This is a genomic window from Polaromonas sp. P1_E3 (assembly GCF_056405935.1).
The window spans coordinates 89,997-110,900 of the sequence record NZ_JBFUBD010000002.1 but is presented as its reverse complement, the minus strand read 5'-3'; the positions used below and the strand labels follow the sequence as shown (position 1 = coordinate 110,900).

The window sequence follows — 20,904 nt, the reverse complement described above, 5'->3', positions numbered from 1 at the left end:
CGCCGCCGGAGTCGAGCAGCGCAGGTTGCCCGAAGCGAAGCGCAGGGACCCAGACTGCGGGTCGCCTTTTCTTTGGTGACTTTCTTTTGGCGAAGCAAAAGAAAGTTACTTGCCGCCGGGCAACCCCCGGCCAGCAACCTCAGCAAAGATCACACCCTAAAAACACCGGCAGCCTCACTTCTTGTCAGGCAACTCAATCTTCACCTCCAACACATCCAGGTTGTCCTGCCGCTCCAGGTGCAGCTTGATGTGCTCAGGATTGATGGGAATGTATTTCGCGATCACCGCGATCAGGTCGCGCTGCAGCGCCGGCAAATAGTTGGGCTTGGGGCTTCGGTCGGTGCGCTCGTGCGCCAGGATGATCTGCAGCCGCTCCTTGGCGACATTGGCGGTTTTTTTCTTCTCGCCGAGCAGGAAGGACAAAAAGGACGCCATCGTCTTATTTCCCCCCGAACCAGCGTTTGAAGAGGCCTGGTTTTTGTGCGTCGATGAAACGCATGGGTTTGTCCTTGTCGCCGAGGAAGCGGTCGACCACGTCCTTGTAGGCTTCCGACACGTCGCTGCCCTGCATGTGCACCGCCGGCACGCCCTGATTGGAAGCCTGCAGCACCGATTCGGATTCGGGAATCACGCCGATGAGCTTGATGCGCAGGATGTCCTTGATGTCTTCGAGCGAGAGCATCTGCCCCTGGTCGACGCGGCCGGGGTTGTAGCGCGTGATGAGCAGATGTTCCTTGATCGGGTCGCCGCCGTCGATGGCGCGTTTGGTCTTGCTGGAGAGCATGCCGAGGATGCGGTCGGAGTCGCGTACCGAAGACACTTCAGGGTTGGTGACGATGAGGGCTTCGTCGGCAAAGTGCATGGCCATGAGCGCGCCGGTTTCAATGCCGGCGGGGGAGTCGCAGACGATGTATTCGAAGTCCATCTCGCCCAGATCTTTGAGCACTTTCTCCACCCCGGCTTTGGTGAGGGCGTCCTTGTCGCGGGTTTGCGAGGCGGCCAGCACAAAAAGGTTGTGGCACTGCTTGTCTTTAATGAGCGCCTGGTTGAGCGTGGCTTCGCCCTGGATGACGTTGATGAGGTCATACACCACGCGGCGTTCGCAGCCCATGATGAGGTCGAGGTTGCGCAGGCCGACGTCGAAGTCGATAACCGCAGTTTTATGCCCGCGCAAGGCGAGGCCGGTTGCAAAGCTGGCACTGGTGGTGGTTTTGCCCACGCCGCCCTTGCCGGAGGTGACCACAATGATTTTTGCCATCAGATAAAAGTCCTTTTGAATGCGAGAGATATTTCAGCGGGGGCCATATTGCTAAGCGGCCAAGACATTCATGACGAGCCGGTCACCTTCCTGGCCCTCTTCGCCGGGCACCAGCCGCACCTGTGTGGGCTGGCCCGCCAGGCCCTCGGGCAGCGGGTGCTCCGCGGTGCGGTACACGCCGGCAATTGAAATCAGTTCGGCCTCCAGCGCCAGCGAAAAGATGCGTGCCTCGATATTGCCGCGCGCGCCGGCCATGGCCTTGCCGCGCAGCGGCGCATACACATGGATGTGGCCGTCGGCAATGACTTCGGCGCCGGCGTTGACCATGGCCAGCACCACCAGGTCGCGGCCGCGCGCATACACCTGCTGGCCTGAGCGCAGGGGCTTGTCGACCACGAGGGCGCCCAGCGGCGCGGCGGGGGGTGCTGCCACGATGGCGGGCTGTGGTGGCTGTTGTTGCTGCGCCGGCGCTGCCGCAGCGGGGCGGTCAGGCAGCAGGTGCGCATCGGGCACGGGCAGCAGCCCGGCCTGCAGCGCCGCGGCCATTTGCGCGGGGTTGCCGCCTTTCACAGAAATCGGCACCAGCTGGTAGCTACCCAGCAGGGTGATGAGGGCGGGGAAGTCGATGTCGCCCACCGCGCGGCCGCTGCGCACGGCGGCGGACTGCAGCGGCGAGAGGTCGATCATCAGCGCGTCCTGGTCAAAAAAATCCGGGATGTCGCCAAACCGGGCCTGCAGCTCTTGCGCCAGGGCGACGAGGTCGGTGGACTTGAGCAGCAAAGCCACCAGGGGCAGGTTGGCGCTTTTGATTTCGAAGGTGGCGGGGGTGGTGGCCTGTAGGGCAACAGTCATGGGCGAAAGGACAACGGGCGACCGGTGCGGAAAATGAGGGCGAAGAAAGATGGCCGAGGGTAGCGTGCGAAGCGGCTGATTCGCCCGCACGCTTTGTCGCACTTGTGAGCGTATGAAACGCGGGCCGGCGATTTGTGGCGGCCCCTGGCATTGAATGCGCGCGGCGCGTACCCATGTGCAGGGCTCATTACCCGCCCTTGCCTTCGTCATTACCCTGGACATTTCATGAACTTCCTGCCCCTGGCGCTTGTAACCGCGCTGCTCCATGTTTACATTGGTGCACGCCTTCTACCCGGGCTGGGGGCGTATCCCGCAGGGCAATGGCTGTTTGCCGCGGTGCTGTTGGTGTCGGCCCTGGCCATGCCGCTGGGGCTGATGGCCGGCCGGGTCGCCAAACAGCCTTTGGCCGACGTGCTGACCTGGGTGGGCCTGCTGTTCATGGGCCTCTTTTCATCGCTGCTGGTGTTGACGCTGGCGCGTGATGTGGCCCTGCTGTTGCTGTGGTTGGCCGATGCGGTGGCGCCCGGCCACCTGCCGATGGCGTGGCTGCGCACGGTGTCGGCCGAGGCGGTGCCGCTGCTGGGCGTACTGGTCACCGTGCTGGGTTTTCTGAATGCACGCCGCACGGCGGCCGTGGTGAAGGTGGATGTGCCCATCAAGGGCCTGCCCGCCGCGCTGCAGGGGTTTACGTTGGCACAGATCAGCGACATCCATGTGGGGCCGACCATCAAGCAGGCGTATTTGCGCCGCATTGTCGCCAAGGTCAATGCGCTGAACGCCGATGTGGTGGCCATCACCGGCGACCTGGTGGACGGCAAAGTGAGCGAGCTGGCCTCGCATGTGGCGCCGCTGGCGGAGCTGCAGTCGCGTCACGGCACGTATTTTGTGACGGGCAACCACGAGTACTACTCGGGCGCGCATGCGTGGATCGATGAGCTGCGGCGCCTGGGCCTGACGGTGCTGCTGAACCAGCATGTGGTGATCCGCCCGCCGCTTCTTGCTGCGGGCCAGGACGCCACGCCGCTGGTGCTGGCGGGGGTGACCGACTACAGCGCAGGCCATTTCGACGTGGCCCATCGCAGTGACCCGGAGCTTGCCCTTCGCGGCGCCCCGCTGGAGGCTGTGCGCGTGCTGCTGGCGCACCAGCCGCGCAGCGCGGCCGCTGCGGCCAAGGCGGGGTTTGACCTGCAGCTGTCGGGCCATACGCATGGCGGGCAGTTTTATCCGTGGAATTTGTTTGTGCGGTTTCAGCAGCCGTTTACGGCGGGCTTGCACAAGCTGCAGAACCTGTGGGTTTATACGAGCCGCGGGACGGGGTACTGGGGGCCGCCCAAACGGTTTGGGGCGCCTTCGGAGATTACTTTTTTGAGGTTGGTTGGGGGGTAGGCTGTGTTGATTTGATGGGAGCGCACTTTGCTGAGGGTTGTTGGCCGGGGGTTGCCCGGCGGCAAGTAACTTTCTTTTGCTTCGCCAAAAGAAAGTCACCAAAGAAAAGGCGACCCGCAGTCTGGGTCCCCTTCGCTGCGCTACGGGGCAACCTGCGCTGCTCGACTCCGGCGGCGGTCCGCAGAACTCGCCTTCGGCTCAAACAACTGCGGCCCGGCCTTCCGCCTCCGTCTGCGCTGCTCGGCCCAGCCAGGACGGGGAAGTCCGAATTCGGGTACCAAGACCAATACCCAACAAGGACACGCCACGGCGTGTCCTGGATTCTTCGGTGTTCGGTTTTGGTATTCCCTCCCCACCCCCTTGTGGATGCGCCGAGGAGCGCAGGGCCAGACGGATCAGGGCAAAAACTTGTTTGAGCCGCAGGCGAGTTGTTTTTGACCCCGGCTGGACCGAGCACCGCAGGTTGCCCGCAGCGAAGCGTAGGGACGCAGGAACCAGGGTCGCCTTTTCTTTGCTTACTTTCTTTTGGCGAAGCAAAAGAAAGTGAGTTGCATGCCGGGCAACCCCCGGCCAGCARMACTCMGCAAAAAGCACACCACTTGAACAACAACCCCCACATCGTCTACCCTAAACCATGCCCCAAACCCTAACCCTCCGCCTCAACCCGGGCGACGACCTGCGAACCGCCCTGGACGCAGCATTCGCCCAGTTGCAGGCCCAACACAACACCACCGCAGCCTGCGTCATCTCCGCCGTGGGAAGCCTCTCCCGCGCCGTGTTGCGCTACGCAGCCGAGCCGAAGGGAACCGTGCTGGTAGAGCCGCTGGAGCTGATCACGCTGTCGGGCACGTTGAGCCCGGACGGCGCGCACCTGCATGCCAGTGTGGCGAATGCGCAGGGAGAGATGTGTGGCGGCCATGTGATGCCGGGCTGTGTGGTGCGGACCACGGCTGAGATTGTGCTGATGCCGTTGCAGGGCTGGATGTTTGCGCGTGAGCATGACGCCGGGACCGGGTTCAAGGAGCTGGTGGCGCGGCCCGCTCTCTGAACGGTGGCGTTGGCGCCCGGCGATGACGGACGTGAAGGACAGGCGTAGAGTGGTGTGAACGCCGTGCAGGCTATAGCTCAGCAGCACAGCCGCAACGGCAACGCAACATCACCCTGAACAAGGAGGCACTTGTCATGCAACAACAGCAACCATTCATTCCCGCCCTGCCGGGCATTGCGCTTGCGGTGGCCCTGGCGGTTCTCGCGGGCGTTCCGGCTGTGGCCCAGACCTCCCAAATCACGCAGCCGGCTGCAGTACCCGACGCAGCACCGGCGGCGCCTTTGCGGAATCCGCTGAACCGCAACCCGGCCCGCCGCGCATCCGCACCCGAGGCGCCGCCCCCGCCTGCGGATCCGCGTGACTCGACCGTGCGGCCGGTAACGCCGCCGGGCGGCGACAGCCGCGACACGGTATTGCCGTCGCCGGGTGCCACCCAGCCACGGGGTGCCACGGCAACGCGCCCGGTGCCTGCCGCGCCTTGAATCCCGCCGGGTTTTTGTTGCGGCGTGTTGCTTCGTATAAAAGCGCTGCAGCCCAATAACGGCGCGCGCAAGCAGCTATTAAATTAATAGTAGACGTGCTTTTGCCAGCTCCCGTGCGGGCCTCCGTGTAGGTTTCTTCGCACAGCGGTATGGGCCTAAGGGCGGCGATGGGGACATGCTGCCACGCGTAGATTGGAATGAAGTCGATACCGGTTCTGGGTGCGGGCGCTGCGGTAGCGCCACGCCTTCCACCGGTGATTTCAAACCACGGCTGACACTGCTGCCGCAGCAGCATGCACGCGCGGTGTTCAGCCCCAACGCAGGAGAGTTCTCATGAAAGCTTTAACCACTTCATCACACCGCCGTGGTTCGCCGGCGCCTCAGGTGTATCTGTCTGCTTTGCTGGTGGCCGTGCTGGGCCTTTCGACTGTGGCTGCGCAGACCATGGGCAGCGGCACGGGCGCCACCGCCGGAACCGGCGCAAGCGGCACCATGGGTGCAACAGGCAATACCGGTATTACCGGCACCACGGGCACGAACACCAACACGGGCACCGGTACCGGAGCCACCAGCATCAACGGCAACAACACCGGAACGGGCATCACCGGCACAGGCGGCGGCACGGGGACGGGCACCATAGGTACGACCACCGGCAATGCCAACGGCACCGGTACCACCACGACCAATACCAACACGGGGACGGGCACCGGCGGCACCAATATCAACGGCAGCAATACCGGCACGGGTGTCACCAACACCAACACGGGCACCGGAACCGGCGGGACCAACACCAATACCGGAAGCGGAACCGGGGCGGCCCTGGGCACCGATGGGAGCGGCACGAATGCCGCAACACCGCTGGACAACCCGTTGAACCGCAACCCGGCGCGCCGCGGCATCATCAGCGGGCCTGCACAGCAGCCCACGCCGGCCGACCCGCGGGATTCGACCATCCGGCCGGCCACTGTGCCGGGCACGCCGGACCCGCGCGACAGCACGCGATAAAGACACTCGGTGGGGCACGCGGTGGGGCCGTAACCCAAGTACCGGGCTCACTGGGGGTTGATGCGCGAAAGGTCGTGCAGCCACGCGCGCCAGGCGCCTTCGCGGTCCGGTGGCAACACACGCAGCAGCGCGGAGGGGTGCAGGGTGATCAGCACCTTGCGGCCGTCTTCGCGCGCGAGGATCTGGCCGCGGTTGGCCATCACCGGCACGGCTTTGCCCATCAGGGAGCGGGCTGCCGTGGCGCCCAGGGCGACCAGCAACTGGGGCTGCACCATGGCGATCTCGTCTTCCAGCCAGTGCGAGCAGGCGGCGATCTCGCGCTGGGTCGGGCTTTTGTGAATGCGCCTTTTGCCGCGCAGCTCGAATTTGAAGTGCTTGACGGCGTTGGATACAAATACCTTGTCGCGGGCGATGCCGAGTTCAGACAGCGCGCGGTCCAGCAAGTGGCCCGCTGGCCCCACAAAGGGCTTGCCGGCCAGGTCTTCCTGGTCGCCCGGCTGTTCACCCACCAGCATGACCTGCGCCTTGCGCGGACCTTCGCCGCAAACGGACTGCGTGGCGTGCTCGCCGATGGGACACTCGCGGCAGCGGTTGGTGGCGCGCTTGAGTGCTGTGTGTGAGCGCACCGCTTCGGCAACGACCTGAGGTGCGGGCTCTACGGATTCATCGGGCCCGGTGGGCCTGGCGGCATGGGGGGACTTGCTGATTTGCGCCGTGGCCGGGAGGAAGCGTTCATCACGCCGAAACGTTGTGCCTCTCATCTTCAAAAACCTGAGTTCAAGGGTGTCCTGCGAAATGGCCCTTCAATCGCTCCATCAACACGGTCAAAAGCGGCGTATGTGGCTTACGCGACTTATGCGGCTGCTAAATTGACAGCGATTGCTTCGGAGGCTGGCCGGGGCCTGATGCGCCTGCCGCGCCCCTGCCTGCATGGCTTTTGCGTGCCCCTGCGGAAGCGCCTGGTGTGCCCCGTGGCCGGCTTTTGCGGTTGTGCCTGGGCTGCTCTTTTTGCATCATGCGGCGGCGCAGGCGGTCGGGGTGAAAGACCTGCTCATAGAACGTGAGCCAGTGCTGCTCACCGGCATCTTCGGGCGGCGCGGCGATTTTGCCGGCGCCGGGGCGAAAGCGCACCGCGGCCAAAGCCTCGTGGGGTTTTACCGTGGCGGGCCCTGCGTCGGCCTGGCCGGCATGCCGGCCATGGCTGGCGTTTTGCGGGCCCAGGTAATCGGCTTCGACGCTGCATTCGGGTGTGAGGATGGCCCAGCGCATGTGGGCGAAGCGGCGGGCAAACAGCGGCGCCACCGCTTCAACAATGTGGTGCTCGGGCTTGAACCAGGCCACATGCAGCGGGCCGCCTTGCGGGCGGGTTTTGAAGGTGTCGTCCTGTACCGAATGAAAGCGCAGCTGGGCTTTCATTTTCTGCATGTCATGGCGCACCTCTTCGGCCATCTGCCGGGCCAGCGCCATGTCGGCGTCGAGCTGGTTGTGCCGCAGTTCGGGCTCGTGCACCAGGCGCCACAGCAGGCGGTAGAGCAGGCTGAAGCGCTGCGGGTTGCTGTGCAGGATGACGGCCTGGCACAGCGCAAGAAATTCGGGTGGGACAGCGACGGTGGGCGCGTCGCTGGGTGCGGGCCCCTGCGCTGTGCCGGCGGGTGGCAGGCCTTCAGCGGGCTTGGCGCTGCAATGCCAGCTGACCTGGCCGGGCAGGATGTTCTGTGCCAGCATGCCGCGCGCGGCACGGCGAAAGCCTTCCAGGTCTGTCTGGCCCTGCAGCGTGACAGGCAGCATGGCTTGTGGAAAGAGGTCGTTCGTCAGCAGGTCATTCATCACGCCCATGGACACATCCTTTCTTCACGTTCAAGCACCCATGGTGCGGCGGCGGCCACCGCTGCGGGTGTAGGTAAACGAGCCGACTTCCTGGGTGCGGGCGGCGCATTGCCAGGACAGAAAGCCTGAAATCACTGTATTAATATACAGTGTTTTGGTGATTCAGGTGTGAAGGAAGGGTTTAAATTCCCGGCCCTTTGTGGCTCTTTGTGGCTTTGTCGCCTAAACCGGCCAGAAAACAGCCCAAAAGAGCGCGGCGGACGGCAACAGCGGCAAACGTGCCGCGGCGCCGGGTTTTTGACCTGAATGAAGTGCTGTTCAGCGCTTTTTGTGGGCCCGGCGCAGCTTTTTGGCGTGGGTTTCCATGACGAGATAGGCCACAACAGCCACAGTCAGCGGCACCAGGTAATAGATCACGCGGTAAGCCACCAGCGCGGCCAGCAGCTCGTACTGCGGCATCTCGTGCGACAGCAGGGCGACAAACACGGCCTCCAGCACGCCGAGGCCGGCCGGCACGTGGGTGATCACGCCGGCCACGGCCGCCAGCAGCAGCACGCTGACGACGGCGGAAAACTCGATGCGATGCTGAAACAGGATAAAAATAATACCCGACATGATGAGCCAGTTGCTGGCGCCCATCAGCAGCTGCAAGCCGGCCAGCCGCACGGAGGGCAACACCACCTCATGGCCGCGCAGCCGCAGCACGCGCCGGCGGGAAAACGCGCAAATGCCGAGGTAGCCGGCGACAACCACCAGCAGCACCGCGCCGATCAGGCGCAGCGACGTGGTGGTGAGGGGCCAGTCCTGCGGCAGGGTGGGCGGCTGCAACGCAAACACGGCGCCGGCCAGCAGCAGGTAGCCCATCCAGTTGGTCAGCATGCTCAGCGACATGATGCGGGTGATGGCCCCGTTGCCCAGGCCCAGCCGGGAGTAAAGGCGGTAGCGGAAAGCCACACCCCCTACCAAAGATCCGAGGTTGAGGTTGAAGGCGTAGCTGACGAAGGTCACCGCCATCACGGTGGGAGCGCGCAGCGGGTGGCGGGTGTAGTGCCGGCCCAGCAGGTCGAATGTGCTGTAAAGCGTGAAGCTGGCCGCGGCCAGCAGCACGGCGCCCCAGGCGGCGGTCAGGGGGTAATCCTCCAGCGCGGTAAGGACTTCGGACCATTCGATGTTGCGGGCCTGCGAGACGAGCAGGCTGGCGATGAGCCCAAAAAATGCAATGGTGGCACCGCGCCGGAGCCATGGCCACCAGGCTTTTTTTGCCGGTGTGGCGGTTTGGGCTGTTTGGGGTTTTCCCCGGCGCGCTTCGCCCGGCGGTCGGGTGGCATGAGGCGTGGGCAAGGTGCGGCTTTCGGCCATCACGTACTCACACAGGTTTGGCCTGGCCCGGCGGCGGCTCGCGGTCCGGGGGCACGCCTGCTTCGGCGGGCGTTATGCGCGGTGCGTGTGCCGGCAGCCAGCCGGCCCAGGCCGGGTAGCGGCGGAGCAGGTGAAAGACAAAGTAGCTGCGCACGCTGCGCCACCAGGTGGACTCGACCAGGTCGTGGCGCTCAATCCGTTTGCAGTGGTTCTGGATCAGGTGGTCCAGCCGCGCGGCCAGGTCTTCGTTGAAGGCGCGGTCGCGAATGACGACGTTGGCCTCCAGGTTGAGCGACAGGCTCAGCGGGTCGAGGTTGCTGGAGCCTACAGTGGCCCACTCATCGTCCACCACCGCGACCTTGCCGTGCAGCGGCCGTTCGCAGTATTCGAAGATCTGCACCCCCGCATCCAGCAGGTGGTGGTACAGCATGCTGGCGGCGGTCTTGACAATCGCCATGTCAGGCTCACCCTGCAGGATGAGCTGCACCGCCACGCCGCGCCGCGCTGCCCTGCGCATTTCCTGGATCAGCCGGTAGCCGGGGAAGAAATAGGCGTTGGCGATCACGACGCGGTGGCGCGCCGTGCGAATGGCGGCCCGGTAGTGGCGCTCGATGTCGTTGGTGTGCTTGCGGTTGTCGCGCGTGACAAAAAGCGCCGCGGCGTTGCCGGCCGGCGGCGGCACATCGTCCTGGCGCCACGAGCCGGCCATGGAACGGGCGCGCTCGGAAAACCGTTCGCGCAGTCCGGGAGGCGGCTCGCCGCTGGCGCCGGCATTGCGCTGGCCCGCCGCCAGTGCCTTGCGCACAAAGCGGTGGATGTCGGCCACGATCGGGCCTTCAATCTCGACGGCATAGTCCTGCTTGGCCTGCGGGCCGAAGTCGGCCAGGTGGTCGGCCGAATAATTGATGCCGCCGACAAACGCACGTTCGCCGTCAACCACCACGATCTTGCGGTGCATGCGGCGAAACAGGTTGGTACGCCAGCCCCACAGCCTGGGCCCCGGGTCAAACACGTGCACCCGCACACCGGCGCGTGTCAGCGTCGAAATGAATTCCGGCGACRGGTYCGGCGAGCCGTAGCCGTCAATCGTCAGGTCAATCTGCACGCCGCGCCGCGCCGCCTGGTGCAGGGCTGCGTGCAGCTCCTCACCCACTTTGTCTTCAAACAGGATGAAGGTTTCCACCACCACCTCGCGCTTGGCGGCAGCAATGCACTCAAAGACGCGCGGGAAAAATTCCTCGCCGTTTTCAAGCAGGTGGAACTGGTTGCCGCTTACCCAACGACTCATGTTCAGAGCTCGATTTCTGCCGCCAGGGGCGCGTGATCTGACAAATGCGACCAGGGCCGCAGGGGCAGCACGACCGGCGCGTGGCCGATGGCGTTGCGCACATAGATGCGGTCCAGCCGCAGCAGGGGCAGGCGGGCGGGGAAGGTGCGCGCCGCCTTGCCGTTGGCCTGGACAAACACTTCACGCAGTTCGGCGCCTTTTTCAAGCCGGGCATGGGCACGGTGCCGCCAGTCGTTGAAGTCGCCAGCCACCACGACGGGTGCATGCGCCGGAMTGTTGTTGCGCACCAGGTCGCAGAGCATGTCCATCTGCTGCTCCCGGTGCGCCTCCATGAGGCCCAGGTGCACACAGATGGCATGTACGTTCACGCTGCGGCCAGGCATCTGCAGTTCGCAATGCAGCAGGCCGCGGCGCTCGGGCCCGCTGATGGACACGTCGAGGTTTTCAAAGCGCACGATGGGGAACTTGGACAGCACGGCATTGCCGTGGTGACCGTTGGTGTAAACGGCGTTGCGGCCGTAAGCAAACTGCGGCCAGATGGTGTCGGCCAGGAATTCGTAGTGCGGGGTTTCGGGGTAGTTGTCGAACTTGTCCTGGTGCTTGACGTGGTTGCCTGTCACTTCCTGCAGGAACACCACGTCGGCACCGACGCCGCGCACCGCTTCGCGCAGCTCGGGCAGGATGAATTTGCGGTTGAAAAACGTAAAGCCCTTGTGGATGTTGACCGTGAGCACCTTGAACGAGAACGACGATTCGGCGCTGACCGCTGCAAGCGCCGCCTGCGTATCGGCCTCGACGGCGTCCATGTCGATCGGATTCGTAGCCTCGGGAACGCGGGTGGGTACCGCGACAGACAGGGCGTCGGGCCCGCGGCGCGAAGCTGAAGAAGGCGATGGCGAAGTGAATTCGGATATGGAAGTGGGCATAGGAGAGATAAGCGAGTAGGCCCAGACAGGCAGGCGGAAAGGGCGCAGGACAGGCCTTGGCACCCATTGTTATTCTGCGCCCGGGGTGTGACTGTAGGACAGTAACTTATTTGCGGCAGGGCGCGGCGCACAAAGGACGCTTGAGGACACATAAGAATAAAGACGCGCGAACTCGCGCAGCCAATGGCCCCGGTGCAGGCTTTGGGCGTGCCTTTGGCCACAGCCCGCGGGCGCAGTGTCCTACATGGCACGGGGGGCCTCTCCGATAAAGCAGTTGAACCAGGCGCCTTAGATTGAATTCAACGCTGGCCCTCATGCTTCATGAAGCGGCAGGCGTGTTTTTTTCAACCCAGCCTACGAGCTCAACCCAAGGAACCATTCCCATGTTCAACAAACCCTCCTCCATGAAAAGCATTTCACTGGCAGCAGCCATGACGGCTGCCCTGATGTTTGGCGCTGCCGCGCATGCGCAGACCGACCCAACGGGGAAACCCAGCGACAGCTCGGGCTCGGTGCCCACAGGTGCAATGGCTAAAACCCCTGAGCAGCGTGACGCCGCCAAGGCCGACAAGCAGGCCGCCAAGGCTGACAAGAAGCAGGCCAAGGCTGCAAAACGTGCTGCACGCAAGAGCAATAGCAGCAGCACGAACAGCTCGTCAAGCGACGCGAATGGAACGGCTGGCGGCCCATCGGCCAACAACACCGGCGGTAACTCGGGCACAACGGCCGGCTCGGCTGGTTCGTCCGGTTCTGTGGGTGCCGGTACCGGCGCCGCAGGTACGGCCGGCGGTGCCGGCACCACGGGTACGTCCCGGTAATTTCCGGGCGATGCAAAGAACGGTGTGATGTTTTTTTGCGCCGTTCTTCAACTGCAGCGAAGAGGCCAGCCTGGCCTCATGCAGCCTGGTTTGAGGGCCGCTTCGCGTGGCCCTCGCCTAAAAAAGGAGTTTGATATGTCCAAGTACTTTATGCGTTCCATTCCTGCGGCCGCTGCGTTGACGGCAGCTGCGTTGTTCGGCTCCGCCGGTGCCTTTGCGCAGGGTCTCGGAGTGGGCGTAGGCACGGGTGTGGGCGTCGGCGTCTCGGCCGGCCAGAACACCAACATTGATGCCGGTGTCCGCGCGAATGCGGCAGCCGGCGTTTCGGACTCCAGCGGGCCTTCATCCACGTCTTCCGGCAGCAGGGCGGGAGTTGGTACCAATGCCAATGTCTCGGGCTCTGTCCAGGGTGACAGCTCTGCAGGCAGCCGTGCTGCGGCCGCAGTGGACAACACCGCCCGCAGCACAGGCCGGGCGGTAGCCCGCACCGGCAATGCCGTGAAGAGCGGCGCCAAGCGCACCTACAACAAGCTGGACAACGCGGCCGGCAGCGCCCGTGTCCAGGGCAGTGTCCAGGGTGACGCGGCCGTCGGCGGCAGCAGCAGGTAAGCCTGATTGCAAGCGGGGCCGCATGTAGCCGGCCCGCTGATTTCATGCATAAAGCCGGGCCCGGTTATCGCCCGGCTTTTTTTATGCCTCTCGTTTATTTGGGCCGGGGCGGGGGCAAGCCCTTGTCGGGTTGGGACAGCCGGCCCGCGCGAAGTTCAGTCACGGCTGCGGCCACGGCCCCGGCGACATTGCGCACTTCTTCCATCAAGGCCTTGTCTGCGTCAAGCGCGTCGTGGCTGGTGGCATAGGGCTCGTAGTAGCCGATGTAGCGGTCCAGCCGTGCCTGGCCGCCGGCATCGATCAGGCCCATCCAGTCCAGCCAGTCGCACAGGCCACGGCGTGTGCCCTCAATTCCGGCGACATCGCCGTGCACCACCACACCATAGGCGCGGCCTGCCAGATGCTTGGGGTAGTCCCAGCCTTTCATCTCCAGTGCCTTGGCTTCTTCGGGTTTTTTGCCGTGGGTGGTGGTGGGGTCGGGGTTGCCGCCGTCGGCGCACACCAGGCGGTCGATCATGAGCTTGAGCGGGCTGGGGGATTGGTACCAGTACACCGGCGTGAGGAGGATGACGGCGTGCGCGGCTGTCCAGCGTTCGTAAATCTCGGCCATCCAGTCGCTGGTTTGCCCCAGTGAATGGTTGGGGTAGCAGCTGCAGGGCCAGTGGCACAGCGGCATGGCGGTAGAGACGCAGCCCTTGCAGGGGTGGATGTGAAGGTTGTAGCTGGAGGTGAGCAGGCTCAGGTCCAGAACGTCGGGGTTCATGCCCGCTTTCTCGAGCGTGGCCTTCGCGGTGTTGAGCAGCCGCCAGGTCTTGGAGATTTCACCGGGGCAGGTGCCGTCGTTGCGGGAAGAACCGCAGACGAGCAGCACGCGCGAAGGCGTGGCCGGGTCTTGCCAGGCGGCCTGCGCTTTGGCAAGCCGTTCACGGGTTTGCAGCCATTCGATGGACAGGTCGTAGCCGGGGTCGGCAAATTCCTCGCCGGCCTTGCGCGTGTGGGGCGCCTTGCGGCCTTCCTGGTAGGCCTCCCAGGCCATGCTTTCGAGACGGGCCAGGGCTTCGTCTTCGCGGCGGAATGCCGGGTCGACAAACGATTGCATGAAACGTTCGTGGAAGGCCTCGCGTGAGAGGGTGGCCGGCGCCTGGCCTTTGCGTACCGTGGTCATCCGCCGAGTCTAGTGACGCTTCATGGCCTGAACAGCGGGTTTCGATGCCGTCCTACGCGGGCTTTCGGCGCTGTCTGTCGAGCTGCCATTTTTGATACAAATGGTCTCTGGGTCATATGCGACGGGTGCAAGCAGCTATTAAAACGATAGCGTAGGCATATATGGACTGGACGCAAAAAAGCCCACACGCAGCCGTTGGCTGCCGTGCGGGCCTGGCGCCGCTTCAGTCAGCGGCTCGCTTTATGCTCAACCCTTTTGCGGGGCCGGGCCGTGGCCGCGAGGGCCGCCATGGCGCATGCCGTGCTTTTTGTGCTCGGCATCAAAGGTTTTTTGCTGCTCGGGTGTGAGCGCCGCATAGAAGGTCTTGGTGGCTTCACCGCGCTTGTCCATGGCCGCGTTCATTTCGGCCATGCGCTGGGTGCGCAGTTCTTTCATCTTGTCGATGCGCTGGGGCGTGGTCAGCTTGTCGAACTCCGCACGCTGTTCAGGCGTGGGGCGCGCGCCGCGGGCGGGCGGTTGCATGGCTGCTGTGTAGGCACTCCATGCGCCTTCCTGGGCGGACGTGAGCTTGAGCTTGGCTTTCAGCTCGGCCTGGTGCTTGGCGATCATGGCCTGCATCTTGGCGGGGTCGTGGCGGCCCATGCGATCACCATGGGGGCCGGCGGGCTTGCCGGCAACAGGCGGAGAACCGGCGGGTGGCGCAGCGGGCGTTTGTGCCATGGCGCTGGCGCCGACGGTTGCCAGCAGGCCGGCGAGGACGAGGCTGTTGAGGGAAGCGGGGCGGTTGAATGCGAATTTCATGAGGAACTTCCTTTCAGGAGAAGATGCCTGAGTTCCATCGAGTCGTGACATACGGCTTTTGGCTTCAGGTTGAAAGCAAGTGTGCGGGCCGTCTGTTTCCCCGCCGTTGCCGCGCGATGACGGTATGTAAAGTTTGGTGAAAGCCTGGTGGTGGTTACGGGACAAGGGCGTAAATATTGCCGGAGGCCTTTTGCGTCTGGCCGTGCCTTGCTGCCGGGGCTTGCGGGTATGCTGTGTGCCTTAACGCCCATTCGCCCGCCGATCAAAATGAGTTTTTTGTCTGAACTGAAGAAGCACGCCACCGCATTGCAAAGCCAGCAACTCGGTGTGCAGCAAGATCTTGGGGCCAACACACAAAACTGCGAATTCGCATGCAAGATGGCGCGTAAATACCTGCAGGAGCTGTGCGTGCAGCTCAATGTGATCAGGCCGCCGGCGGGCTCTGACTACAGCCTGAATGGGAAACAGCCGTTCCCGCCGCTTGCGCTGGCAAACTTTCAGTGTGACGCGCGTACCAAGATGCTGAGAAACGCGGAAGCGATTGACTACATCGGCATGGGATGGGACTTGCTCCCAGCCAAAGGAAATGTGGCCGTTCATAGCGTGACGGTGAACTTTCCGCCGGACCTTGAGCGTGTGACGAGCCGGCTGTCGGTCGGCAAGGTACAGCATGAGCGCAAGGAGCAGCGCCATCCCGAAACCAGCAAGCTGCTGGCCTATGTGTTCGAGTATGAAACCCAGGCGCGGGGCTTTGTCACGATCACGCCGGATCACGATCGCGGCGAAATTGCGTTCCGGATCAGCAATGTGGGCGGCTTTGGCGTGGAAAACACGACCTACCCCGCGACGCAGGTTACGCCAGGCCTGATGGACGAATTGGCCAAAAAACTCGTGGGGCAGGCGAGCCGCTTTGGGTAGCTGACCTGGTTTGGGTCTCCTTCGGTGTTAATACGCAATTGACCCCGGTCAATTGCCATTGCCGCCCGGCCTGCCTACAATGGCCTCAGCTTGTCGGGGTGCCAAGGATGTTTCCGTAAGGAGGCTTTCGAGGCTGAGATCGCAGTATGCGAGACCCGCTGAACCTGATCGGGATCATCCCCGCGTAGGGAACAACGCAATTGGCTCCGGAACTCCGCAGCGGCACACCCCGTGCCACCGATGGACCCCCGGCTCCCCAGCAGGCACCCCACCTTCTGGAGAACCCCATGGCCAAAACCCGACTCACCGTTGACACCCAAGACCTCACCAGCCGCATCACGCGCGCGCCTTTTCCCGGCTCCGCCAAGATTTACCTCGAAGGTTCGCGCCCCGACATTCGCGTGCCTTTCCGTGAAGTCACGCTGACGGACACGCTGGTGCATGAAGGCGCCGGTGAGCCGCGCCGCGAGGCCAATCCGCCGCTGCGCCTGTATGACGCTTCAGGCGTCTACACCGACCCGGCCTCTCCCATCGACATCACGCGCGGCCTGCCGCCGCTGCGCGGCGCGTGGATCAACGAGCGCCAGGACACCGAAGCCCTGCCCGGCATCAGCAGCGCCTACGGCCGTGAGCGCCTGAACGACCCGGCGCTGGCCGCGCTGCGCATGGCGCATGCACCCGTGCCGCGCCGCGCCAAGGCCGGCGCCAATGTGTCGCAAATGCATTACGCGCGCAAAGGCATCATCACCCCCGAGATGGAATACATCGCGGTGCGCGAAAACCTGGTGCGCGCGCAGCTGGCAGAGCGGCTGGCCACTGAACGCATGCCGAAGAAGGGTCACTCCTTCAACGCGGCGATTCCCGAGCAGATCACCGCCGAGTTCGTGCGCGATGAAGTGGCGCGCGGCCGCGCCGTGATTCCGAACAACATCAATCACCCCGAGAGCGAGCCGATGATCATCGGCCGCAACTTCCTCATCAAGGTCAACGCCAACATCGGCAACTCGGCGGTCACCTCGAGCATCGAGGAAGAAGTCGACAAGCTGGTCTGGTCGATCCGCTGGGGTGCAGACACCGTGATGGACCTGTCGACGGGCGAGAACATCCATGAAACACGCGAATGGATCTTGCGCAACTCGCCGGTGCCCATCGGCACGGTGCCGATTTACCAGGCGCTGGAAAAAGTCAACGGCAAGGCCGAAGACCTGACCTGGGAAATCTTCCGCGACACGCTGATCGAGCAGGCCGAGCAGGGCGTGGACTACTTCACCATCCACGCCGGTGTGCGCCTGGCCTATGTGCCGCTCACGGCGAACCGCCTGACGGGCATCGTCTCGCGCGGCGGCTCCATCATGGCCAAGTGGTGCTTGTCGCACCACAAGGAAAGCTTCTTGTACGAGCGCTTTGACGAAATCTGCGAAATCATGAAGGCGTATGACGTGTGCTTCTCGCTGGGCGACGGCCTGCGCCCCGGCTCGATTGCCGACGCGAACGACGAAGCGCAGTTTGCCGAACTGCACACCTTGGGCGAGCTGACGCAGATTGCCTGGAAGCACGACGTGCAGGTGATGATCGAAGGCCCCGGCCATGTGCCGCTGCAACTGGTGAAGGAAAACGTCGACAAGCAGCTCGAGGCCTGCTTTGAGGCGCCCTTTTACACGCTGGGCCCGCTGATCACCGACATCTCGCCGGGTTACGACCACATCTCTTCCGCCATGGGTGCCGCCAACATCGGCTGGTACGGCACGGCCATGCTCTGCTACGTGACGCCGAAAGAGCATTTGGGTTTGCCGAACCGCGATGACGTGAAGCAGGGCCTGATTGCCTACAAGATCGCCGCGCACGCGGGCGACCTGGCCAAGGGTTACCCCGGCGCACAGATGTGGGACAACGCGGTGTCCAAAGCGCGCTTCGAGTTCCGCTGGGAAGACCAGTTCCGCCTGGCGATCGACCCGGACACGGCGATGGCGTACCACGACGAGACCCTGCCCAAAGAGAACGCCAAGGTGGCGCATTTCTGCTCGATGTGCGGGCCGAAGTTCTGCTCGATGAAAATCTCGCAGGAGGTGCGCGAGTTTGCGCGGCTCAACCCGGCCACCACGACACTGGCGCCGGCAGCGACGACAATCCCCATCAAGCAGATCGCCACCGGCTTTGAGGAAAAGGCCAAGGAGTTCCGCGAAGGCGGAAGCGAGATTTATTCCTGAGTGGTTTCGGAGTTGTTCCTGACATGAGCACTTTGCACATCGGCATTGCGGGCGCGGGCCTGGCCGGCCGCACGCTGGCCTGGCGCCTGCTGCGTGCCGGCTGCCGCGTCAGCCTGTTCGATGCGCGGGTGCGCGACGACCTGGCCACAGCCTCGATGACGGCGGCGGCCATGCTGTCGCCGCTGGCGGAGCTGGCGGTGGCCGACGAGGCCGTGTTTGCGCTGGGCCAGCGTTCCATGCAGCTGTGGCCGCAATGGATCGCCGAGCTGGAGTCGAGTGGCTTGCCCGTGTATTTCCGGCGCGAAGGCACGCTGGTGGTGGCCCATGCGCCGGACCAGAGTTCGCTGGAACACTTCACCCGCCTGCTGCTGCACAAGCTGCCGGATGCCTCCCGCGCGCAGGTACAGGCGCTGGATGCCGCTGCGCTGGGCCGTGCCGAGCCGGCCCTGGCCGGGCGCTTTGGCGGCGGCCTGTTGCTGGAAGGCGAAGGCCAGCTGGCCAACGACCAGTGGATGGCCGCGCTGGCGGTGGAAATCGACAGGCTGGGCGGCACATGGCTCGAAGGACAGGCCGTCAAGGCTGTAGAAGAGGGACGTATCGTCTGTGCCGGACAGATTCATAGCGTGGATGTTGCGGTGGACGCACGCGGCGTCGGTGCAAAGGAAGGCTGGCCGCAGCTGCGCGGCGTGCGCGGTGAAGTGCTCACGGTGGAATGCGCCGGCGTGACGTTGCAGCGCCCGGTGCGCCTGATGCACCCGCGTTACCAGTTGTATGTGGCGCCGCGGCCCGGCCACCGTTTTGTGGTGGGCGCGACCGAGCTGGAATCGGAAGACAGCGGGCCGGTGACGCTTCGCTCCACACTTGAACTCGCCAGCGCATTGCACAGCCTGCACCCGGCGTTTGGCGAGGCGCGGGTGCTGCGCCTGGCGGCTGCGCTGCGGCCTGCGCTGGACGACCACCGGCCGGCCATCGCGCAGCGCGGCGGTGTCTGGCATATCAATGGCCTGTACCGGCATGGTTATCTGTGTGCGCCCGCGCTGGTGGACGGGCTTGTCCATAAACTCCTGGGTACGGAGAATGAATGACATGACGACGACAACATTGCAGATCTCTTTGAATGGCGAACGGATGGAAACCGATGCGTCAACCCTGCAGGCCTTGTTGCAGGCGCGGGGCTACGACTTCAAGAGCGCCTTTGCCTGCGCCATCAACAATGGGTTTGTGCCGCGGCCGCAGTGGCCGGAGCGCGCGCTACAGGATGGTGATCGCATCGATGTGGTGACCCCGATTACAGGGGGATAGAAATGGCACACCCCCTTCGGATGCTCACTGCGTGTAGCACCTTCCCCCCTTGCAGGGGGCGACACCAGCGGCCTGGCGAAGCCAGTTCCGCGGCGTCTGCTTGTATTGCTTCGTGGAACGCTTGATATGACAACACCTGCATTACCTTCTATTGCCCACGGCCAGCCCCTGACGGTCGGTGGCAAGACGTTGTCCAGCCGCTTCTTTCTTGGCACCTCACATTACCCTTCGCCGCAGGTGATGAGCGATGCGGTGCGTGCCAGCGGGTGCGAGGTGCTGACGGTGGGACTGCGCCGCCTGCAGCCCGAGAGCGGTGGCGGCAACAGTTTCTGGCAGCGCATCCAGGCGCTGGGTTGCCACATCCTCCCCAACACGGCGGGCTGCCACAGCGCCGAAGAAGCGATCACGCTGGCGCAGATGGCGCGCGAGATTTTTGGCACGACCTGGATCAAGCTGGAAGTGATCGGCGACGACTACACCTTGCAGCCCGACACGCACGCCACCCTGCACGCCGCAACCGTGCTGGCCAAAGAGGGCTTTGCCGTGTTTGCCTACACGACGGATGACCTGGTGATCGCCCAGCGCCTGCGTGACGCGGGCTGCGCCGCCGTGATGCCCTGGGCCGCACCCATCGGCACCGGCCGCGGGCCGCTGAACCCTTATGCGCTGGAGACCATGCGCCGCCGCCTGCCCGATGCGGTGCTGGTGGTGGATGCCGGCATCGGCCGGCCTTCGCATGCCGCGGCCGTGATGGAGCTGGGCTTTGATGCGGTGCTGCTGAACACCGCGGTGGCGCAGGCCGGCGACCCGGTGCGCATGGCGCGGGCGTTTGCCGACGGCGTGGCCGCCGGCCGCGCCGCGTATGAGTCGACGCCCATGCCGGAGCGGGCTGCCGCGCAGGCATCCACGCCGACGGTTGGCGTACCCTTCTGGCACGCGCCCTGACTGGACTCCCCATGAACACATCCGCATTTGCCCCACTGACCGGACCGATTGGTTTTTATCCCGTGGTGCCCGATGCCACCTGGGTCAAGCGCCTGCTGGGCTGGGGCGTGCGTACGGTCCAGCTTCGCATCAAGGCGGCGGACCACACGCCTGCGGAAATTTCTGCCGAAGTGCGGGCGGCAATTGATGCCGGGCGCGGCGTCAAGGGCGCGCAGGTTTTTATCAATGACCACTGGAAGCTGGCGCTGGATTTTGGCGCCTACGGGGTGCACCTGGGCCAGGAAGACCTGGACACGGCCAACCTGGACGCGTTGCGCACAGGGGGTGTGCGTCTGGGCCTGAGCACCCACACACCAGCCGAACTGGCACGCGCGCATGCGGCGCAGCCGTCTTATCTGGCGATCGGCCCGGTCTACCCGACGACGCTCAAGGTCATGCCTTATGAGCCGGTGGGGCTGGAGCAGCTGCGCGACTGGGCCTTGCGGGCGTCGCCCTACCCGGTGGTCGCGATTGGCGGCATCTCGCTGGACCGCATCGCCGGTGTGATGAACTGCGGCGTCAGCGGCGTGGCGGTGGTGAGCGCCGTGACGCTGGCCGCCGACCCGCAGGAAGCCGCTTTGCACGGCCTGCGTTTGGCGGCTCCGGGCAGAAAGCCTGTCTGATTGAGCATCAAAAAGGCCCCGAAGGCAATCAGGGCAAGCGCAAGCA

23 protein-coding genes and 1 riboswitch are annotated in these 20,904 nt (G+C 64.4%); of the genes, 13 read left to right on the top strand and 10 right to left on the bottom strand.

What is annotated here, in order from left to right; all coding sequences use genetic code 11:
* Positions 1–174: 174 nt before the first annotated feature.
* The 3 genes from minE to minC are packed head-to-tail and all read right to left on the bottom strand — an operon-like array spanning position 175 to position 2,110.
* Entirely contained in the window at positions 175–435 is a 261-nt protein-coding gene (minE, locus tag AC1D0Z_RS01100; RefSeq protein ID WP_477656401.1) for a cell division topological specificity factor MinE, read from the bottom strand.
* Between the two features lie 4 nt (positions 436–439).
* The gene (gene minD / locus AC1D0Z_RS01095) at positions 440–1,258 is read right to left on the bottom strand and encodes a septum site-determining protein MinD (RefSeq protein ID WP_477656400.1); all 819 of its coding nucleotides are present in this window, start codon (positions 1,256–1,258) and stop codon (positions 440–442) included.
* Positions 1,259–1,309: 51 nt separating this feature from the next.
* Positions 1,310–2,110 carry a septum site-determining protein MinC gene (gene minC / locus AC1D0Z_RS01090; RefSeq protein WP_477656399.1) on the bottom strand — a complete coding sequence of 267 codons (801 nt, stop codon included), beginning with the start codon at positions 2,108–2,110 and terminating at the stop codon, positions 1,310–1,312.
* A 225-nt stretch (positions 2,111–2,335) separates the two neighbouring features.
* On the opposite strand from minC, the gene AC1D0Z_RS01085 reads away from it, so the two are divergent.
* The 5 genes from AC1D0Z_RS01085 to AC1D0Z_RS01065 all read left to right on the top strand — a co-directional run bounded on the left by AC1D0Z_RS01085 (position 2,336) and on the right by AC1D0Z_RS01065 (position 6,031).
* Positions 2,336–3,496: a metallophosphoesterase gene (locus AC1D0Z_RS01085; RefSeq protein ID WP_477656398.1), complete on the top strand. Its 1,161-nt coding sequence runs from the start codon at positions 2,336–2,338 to the stop codon at positions 3,494–3,496.
* 634 nt (positions 3,497–4,130) lie between these two features.
* Entirely contained in the window at positions 4,131–4,544 is a 414-nt protein-coding gene (locus tag AC1D0Z_RS01080; RefSeq protein ID WP_477656397.1) for a PPC domain-containing DNA-binding protein, read from the top strand.
* A 134-nt stretch (positions 4,545–4,678) separates the two neighbouring features.
* The gene (locus AC1D0Z_RS01075; RefSeq protein ID WP_477656396.1) at positions 4,679–5,026 is read left to right on the top strand and encodes a hypothetical protein; all 348 of its coding nucleotides are present in this window, start codon (positions 4,679–4,681) and stop codon (positions 5,024–5,026) included.
* Between the two features lie 175 nt (positions 5,027–5,201).
* A complete protein-coding gene (locus AC1D0Z_RS01070) occupies positions 5,202–5,363 on the top strand; it encodes a hypothetical protein (RefSeq protein ID WP_477656395.1) in 162 nt (53 codons plus the stop codon).
* The gene (locus tag AC1D0Z_RS01065; protein ID WP_477656394.1) at positions 5,360–6,031 is read left to right on the top strand and encodes a hypothetical protein; all 672 of its coding nucleotides are present in this window, start codon (positions 5,360–5,362) and stop codon (positions 6,029–6,031) included. Before AC1D0Z_RS01070 ends, AC1D0Z_RS01065 begins: the two co-directional genes overlap by 4 nt.
* A gap of 47 nt (positions 6,032–6,078) precedes the next feature.
* Here AC1D0Z_RS01065 and AC1D0Z_RS01060 read toward each other — a convergent pair whose 3' ends face one another.
* The 5 genes from AC1D0Z_RS01060 to AC1D0Z_RS01040 all read right to left on the bottom strand — a co-directional run bounded on the left by AC1D0Z_RS01060 (position 6,079) and on the right by AC1D0Z_RS01040 (position 11,311).
* Positions 6,079–6,792 (bottom strand): UdgX family uracil-DNA binding protein, encoded by a 714-nt coding sequence (locus tag AC1D0Z_RS01060; protein WP_477656393.1) that lies wholly within the window; start codon positions 6,790–6,792, stop codon positions 6,079–6,081.
* Positions 6,793–6,895: 103 nt separating this feature from the next.
* Positions 6,896–7,867: a TIGR03915 family putative DNA repair protein gene (locus tag AC1D0Z_RS01055; protein WP_477656392.1), complete on the bottom strand. Its 972-nt coding sequence runs from the start codon at positions 7,865–7,867 to the stop codon at positions 6,896–6,898.
* A 309-nt stretch (positions 7,868–8,176) separates the two neighbouring features.
* Positions 8,177–9,217: a lysylphosphatidylglycerol synthase domain-containing protein gene (locus AC1D0Z_RS01050; protein ID WP_477656391.1), complete on the bottom strand. Its 1,041-nt coding sequence runs from the start codon at positions 9,215–9,217 to the stop codon at positions 8,177–8,179.
* Between the two features lie 7 nt (positions 9,218–9,224).
* Positions 9,225–10,505, bottom strand: a complete 1,281-nt coding sequence (gene clsB, locus AC1D0Z_RS01045) for a cardiolipin synthase ClsB (RefSeq protein ID WP_477656390.1) — start codon at positions 10,503–10,505, stop codon at positions 9,225–9,227.
* Positions 10,506–10,507: 2 nt separating this feature from the next.
* Complete coding sequence (locus tag AC1D0Z_RS01040; protein WP_477656403.1) at positions 10,508–11,311, bottom strand: endonuclease/exonuclease/phosphatase family protein; 804 nt, start codon at positions 11,309–11,311, stop codon at positions 10,508–10,510.
* Between the two features lie 503 nt (positions 11,312–11,814).
* Here AC1D0Z_RS01040 and AC1D0Z_RS01035 point away from each other — a divergent pair.
* Both AC1D0Z_RS01035 and AC1D0Z_RS01030 read left to right on the top strand, forming a co-directional pair.
* Positions 11,815–12,249: a hypothetical protein gene (locus AC1D0Z_RS01035; RefSeq protein ID WP_477656389.1), complete on the top strand. Its 435-nt coding sequence runs from the start codon at positions 11,815–11,817 to the stop codon at positions 12,247–12,249.
* Positions 12,250–12,384: 135 nt separating this feature from the next.
* Positions 12,385–12,858: a hypothetical protein gene (locus AC1D0Z_RS01030; protein WP_477656388.1), complete on the top strand. Its 474-nt coding sequence runs from the start codon at positions 12,385–12,387 to the stop codon at positions 12,856–12,858.
* A 94-nt stretch (positions 12,859–12,952) separates the two neighbouring features.
* Here AC1D0Z_RS01030 and AC1D0Z_RS01025 read toward each other — a convergent pair whose 3' ends face one another.
* The gene (locus AC1D0Z_RS01025) at positions 12,953–14,023 is read right to left on the bottom strand and encodes a flavodoxin family protein (RefSeq protein WP_477656387.1); all 1,071 of its coding nucleotides are present in this window, start codon (positions 14,021–14,023) and stop codon (positions 12,953–12,955) included.
* A gap of 246 nt (positions 14,024–14,269) precedes the next feature.
* Positions 14,270–14,824 (bottom strand): Spy/CpxP family protein refolding chaperone, encoded by a 555-nt coding sequence (locus AC1D0Z_RS01020; RefSeq protein ID WP_477656386.1) that lies wholly within the window; start codon positions 14,822–14,824, stop codon positions 14,270–14,272.
* Between the two features lie 267 nt (positions 14,825–15,091).
* Between AC1D0Z_RS01020 and AC1D0Z_RS01015 the strand changes: the two genes are divergently transcribed.
* The 6 genes from AC1D0Z_RS01015 (at position 15,092) to thiE (ending at position 20,858) form a co-directional block, all read left to right on the top strand.
* On the top strand, positions 15,092–15,742 hold the full coding sequence (locus AC1D0Z_RS01015) for a hypothetical protein (RefSeq protein WP_477656385.1): 651 nt from the start codon (positions 15,092–15,094) through the stop codon (positions 15,740–15,742).
* Between the two features lie 84 nt (positions 15,743–15,826).
* A riboswitch (TPP riboswitch) is annotated at positions 15,827–15,950 on the top strand.
* Positions 15,951–16,029: 79 nt separating this feature from the next.
* Entirely contained in the window at positions 16,030–17,949 is a 1,920-nt protein-coding gene (thiC, locus tag AC1D0Z_RS01010) for a phosphomethylpyrimidine synthase ThiC (RefSeq protein ID WP_477656384.1), read from the top strand.
* 23 nt (positions 17,950–17,972) lie between these two features.
* Positions 17,973–19,034, top strand: coding sequence for a glycine oxidase ThiO (thiO, locus tag AC1D0Z_RS01005; RefSeq protein ID WP_477656383.1), 1,062 nt, complete (start codon positions 17,973–17,975; stop codon positions 19,032–19,034).
* Positions 19,027–19,251, top strand: coding sequence for a sulfur carrier protein ThiS (gene thiS / locus AC1D0Z_RS01000; RefSeq protein WP_477656382.1), 225 nt, complete (start codon positions 19,027–19,029; stop codon positions 19,249–19,251). The genes thiO and thiS overlap by 8 nt, the downstream gene beginning before the upstream one ends.
* A gap of 126 nt (positions 19,252–19,377) precedes the next feature.
* Positions 19,378–20,196 carry a thiazole synthase gene (locus AC1D0Z_RS00995; RefSeq protein ID WP_477656381.1) on the top strand — a complete coding sequence of 273 codons (819 nt, stop codon included), beginning with the start codon at positions 19,378–19,380 and terminating at the stop codon, positions 20,194–20,196.
* 11 nt (positions 20,197–20,207) lie between these two features.
* Positions 20,208–20,858, top strand: coding sequence for a thiamine phosphate synthase (thiE, locus tag AC1D0Z_RS00990; protein ID WP_477656380.1), 651 nt, complete (start codon positions 20,208–20,210; stop codon positions 20,856–20,858).
* The last annotated feature ends 46 nt before the right edge of the window (positions 20,859–20,904 follow it).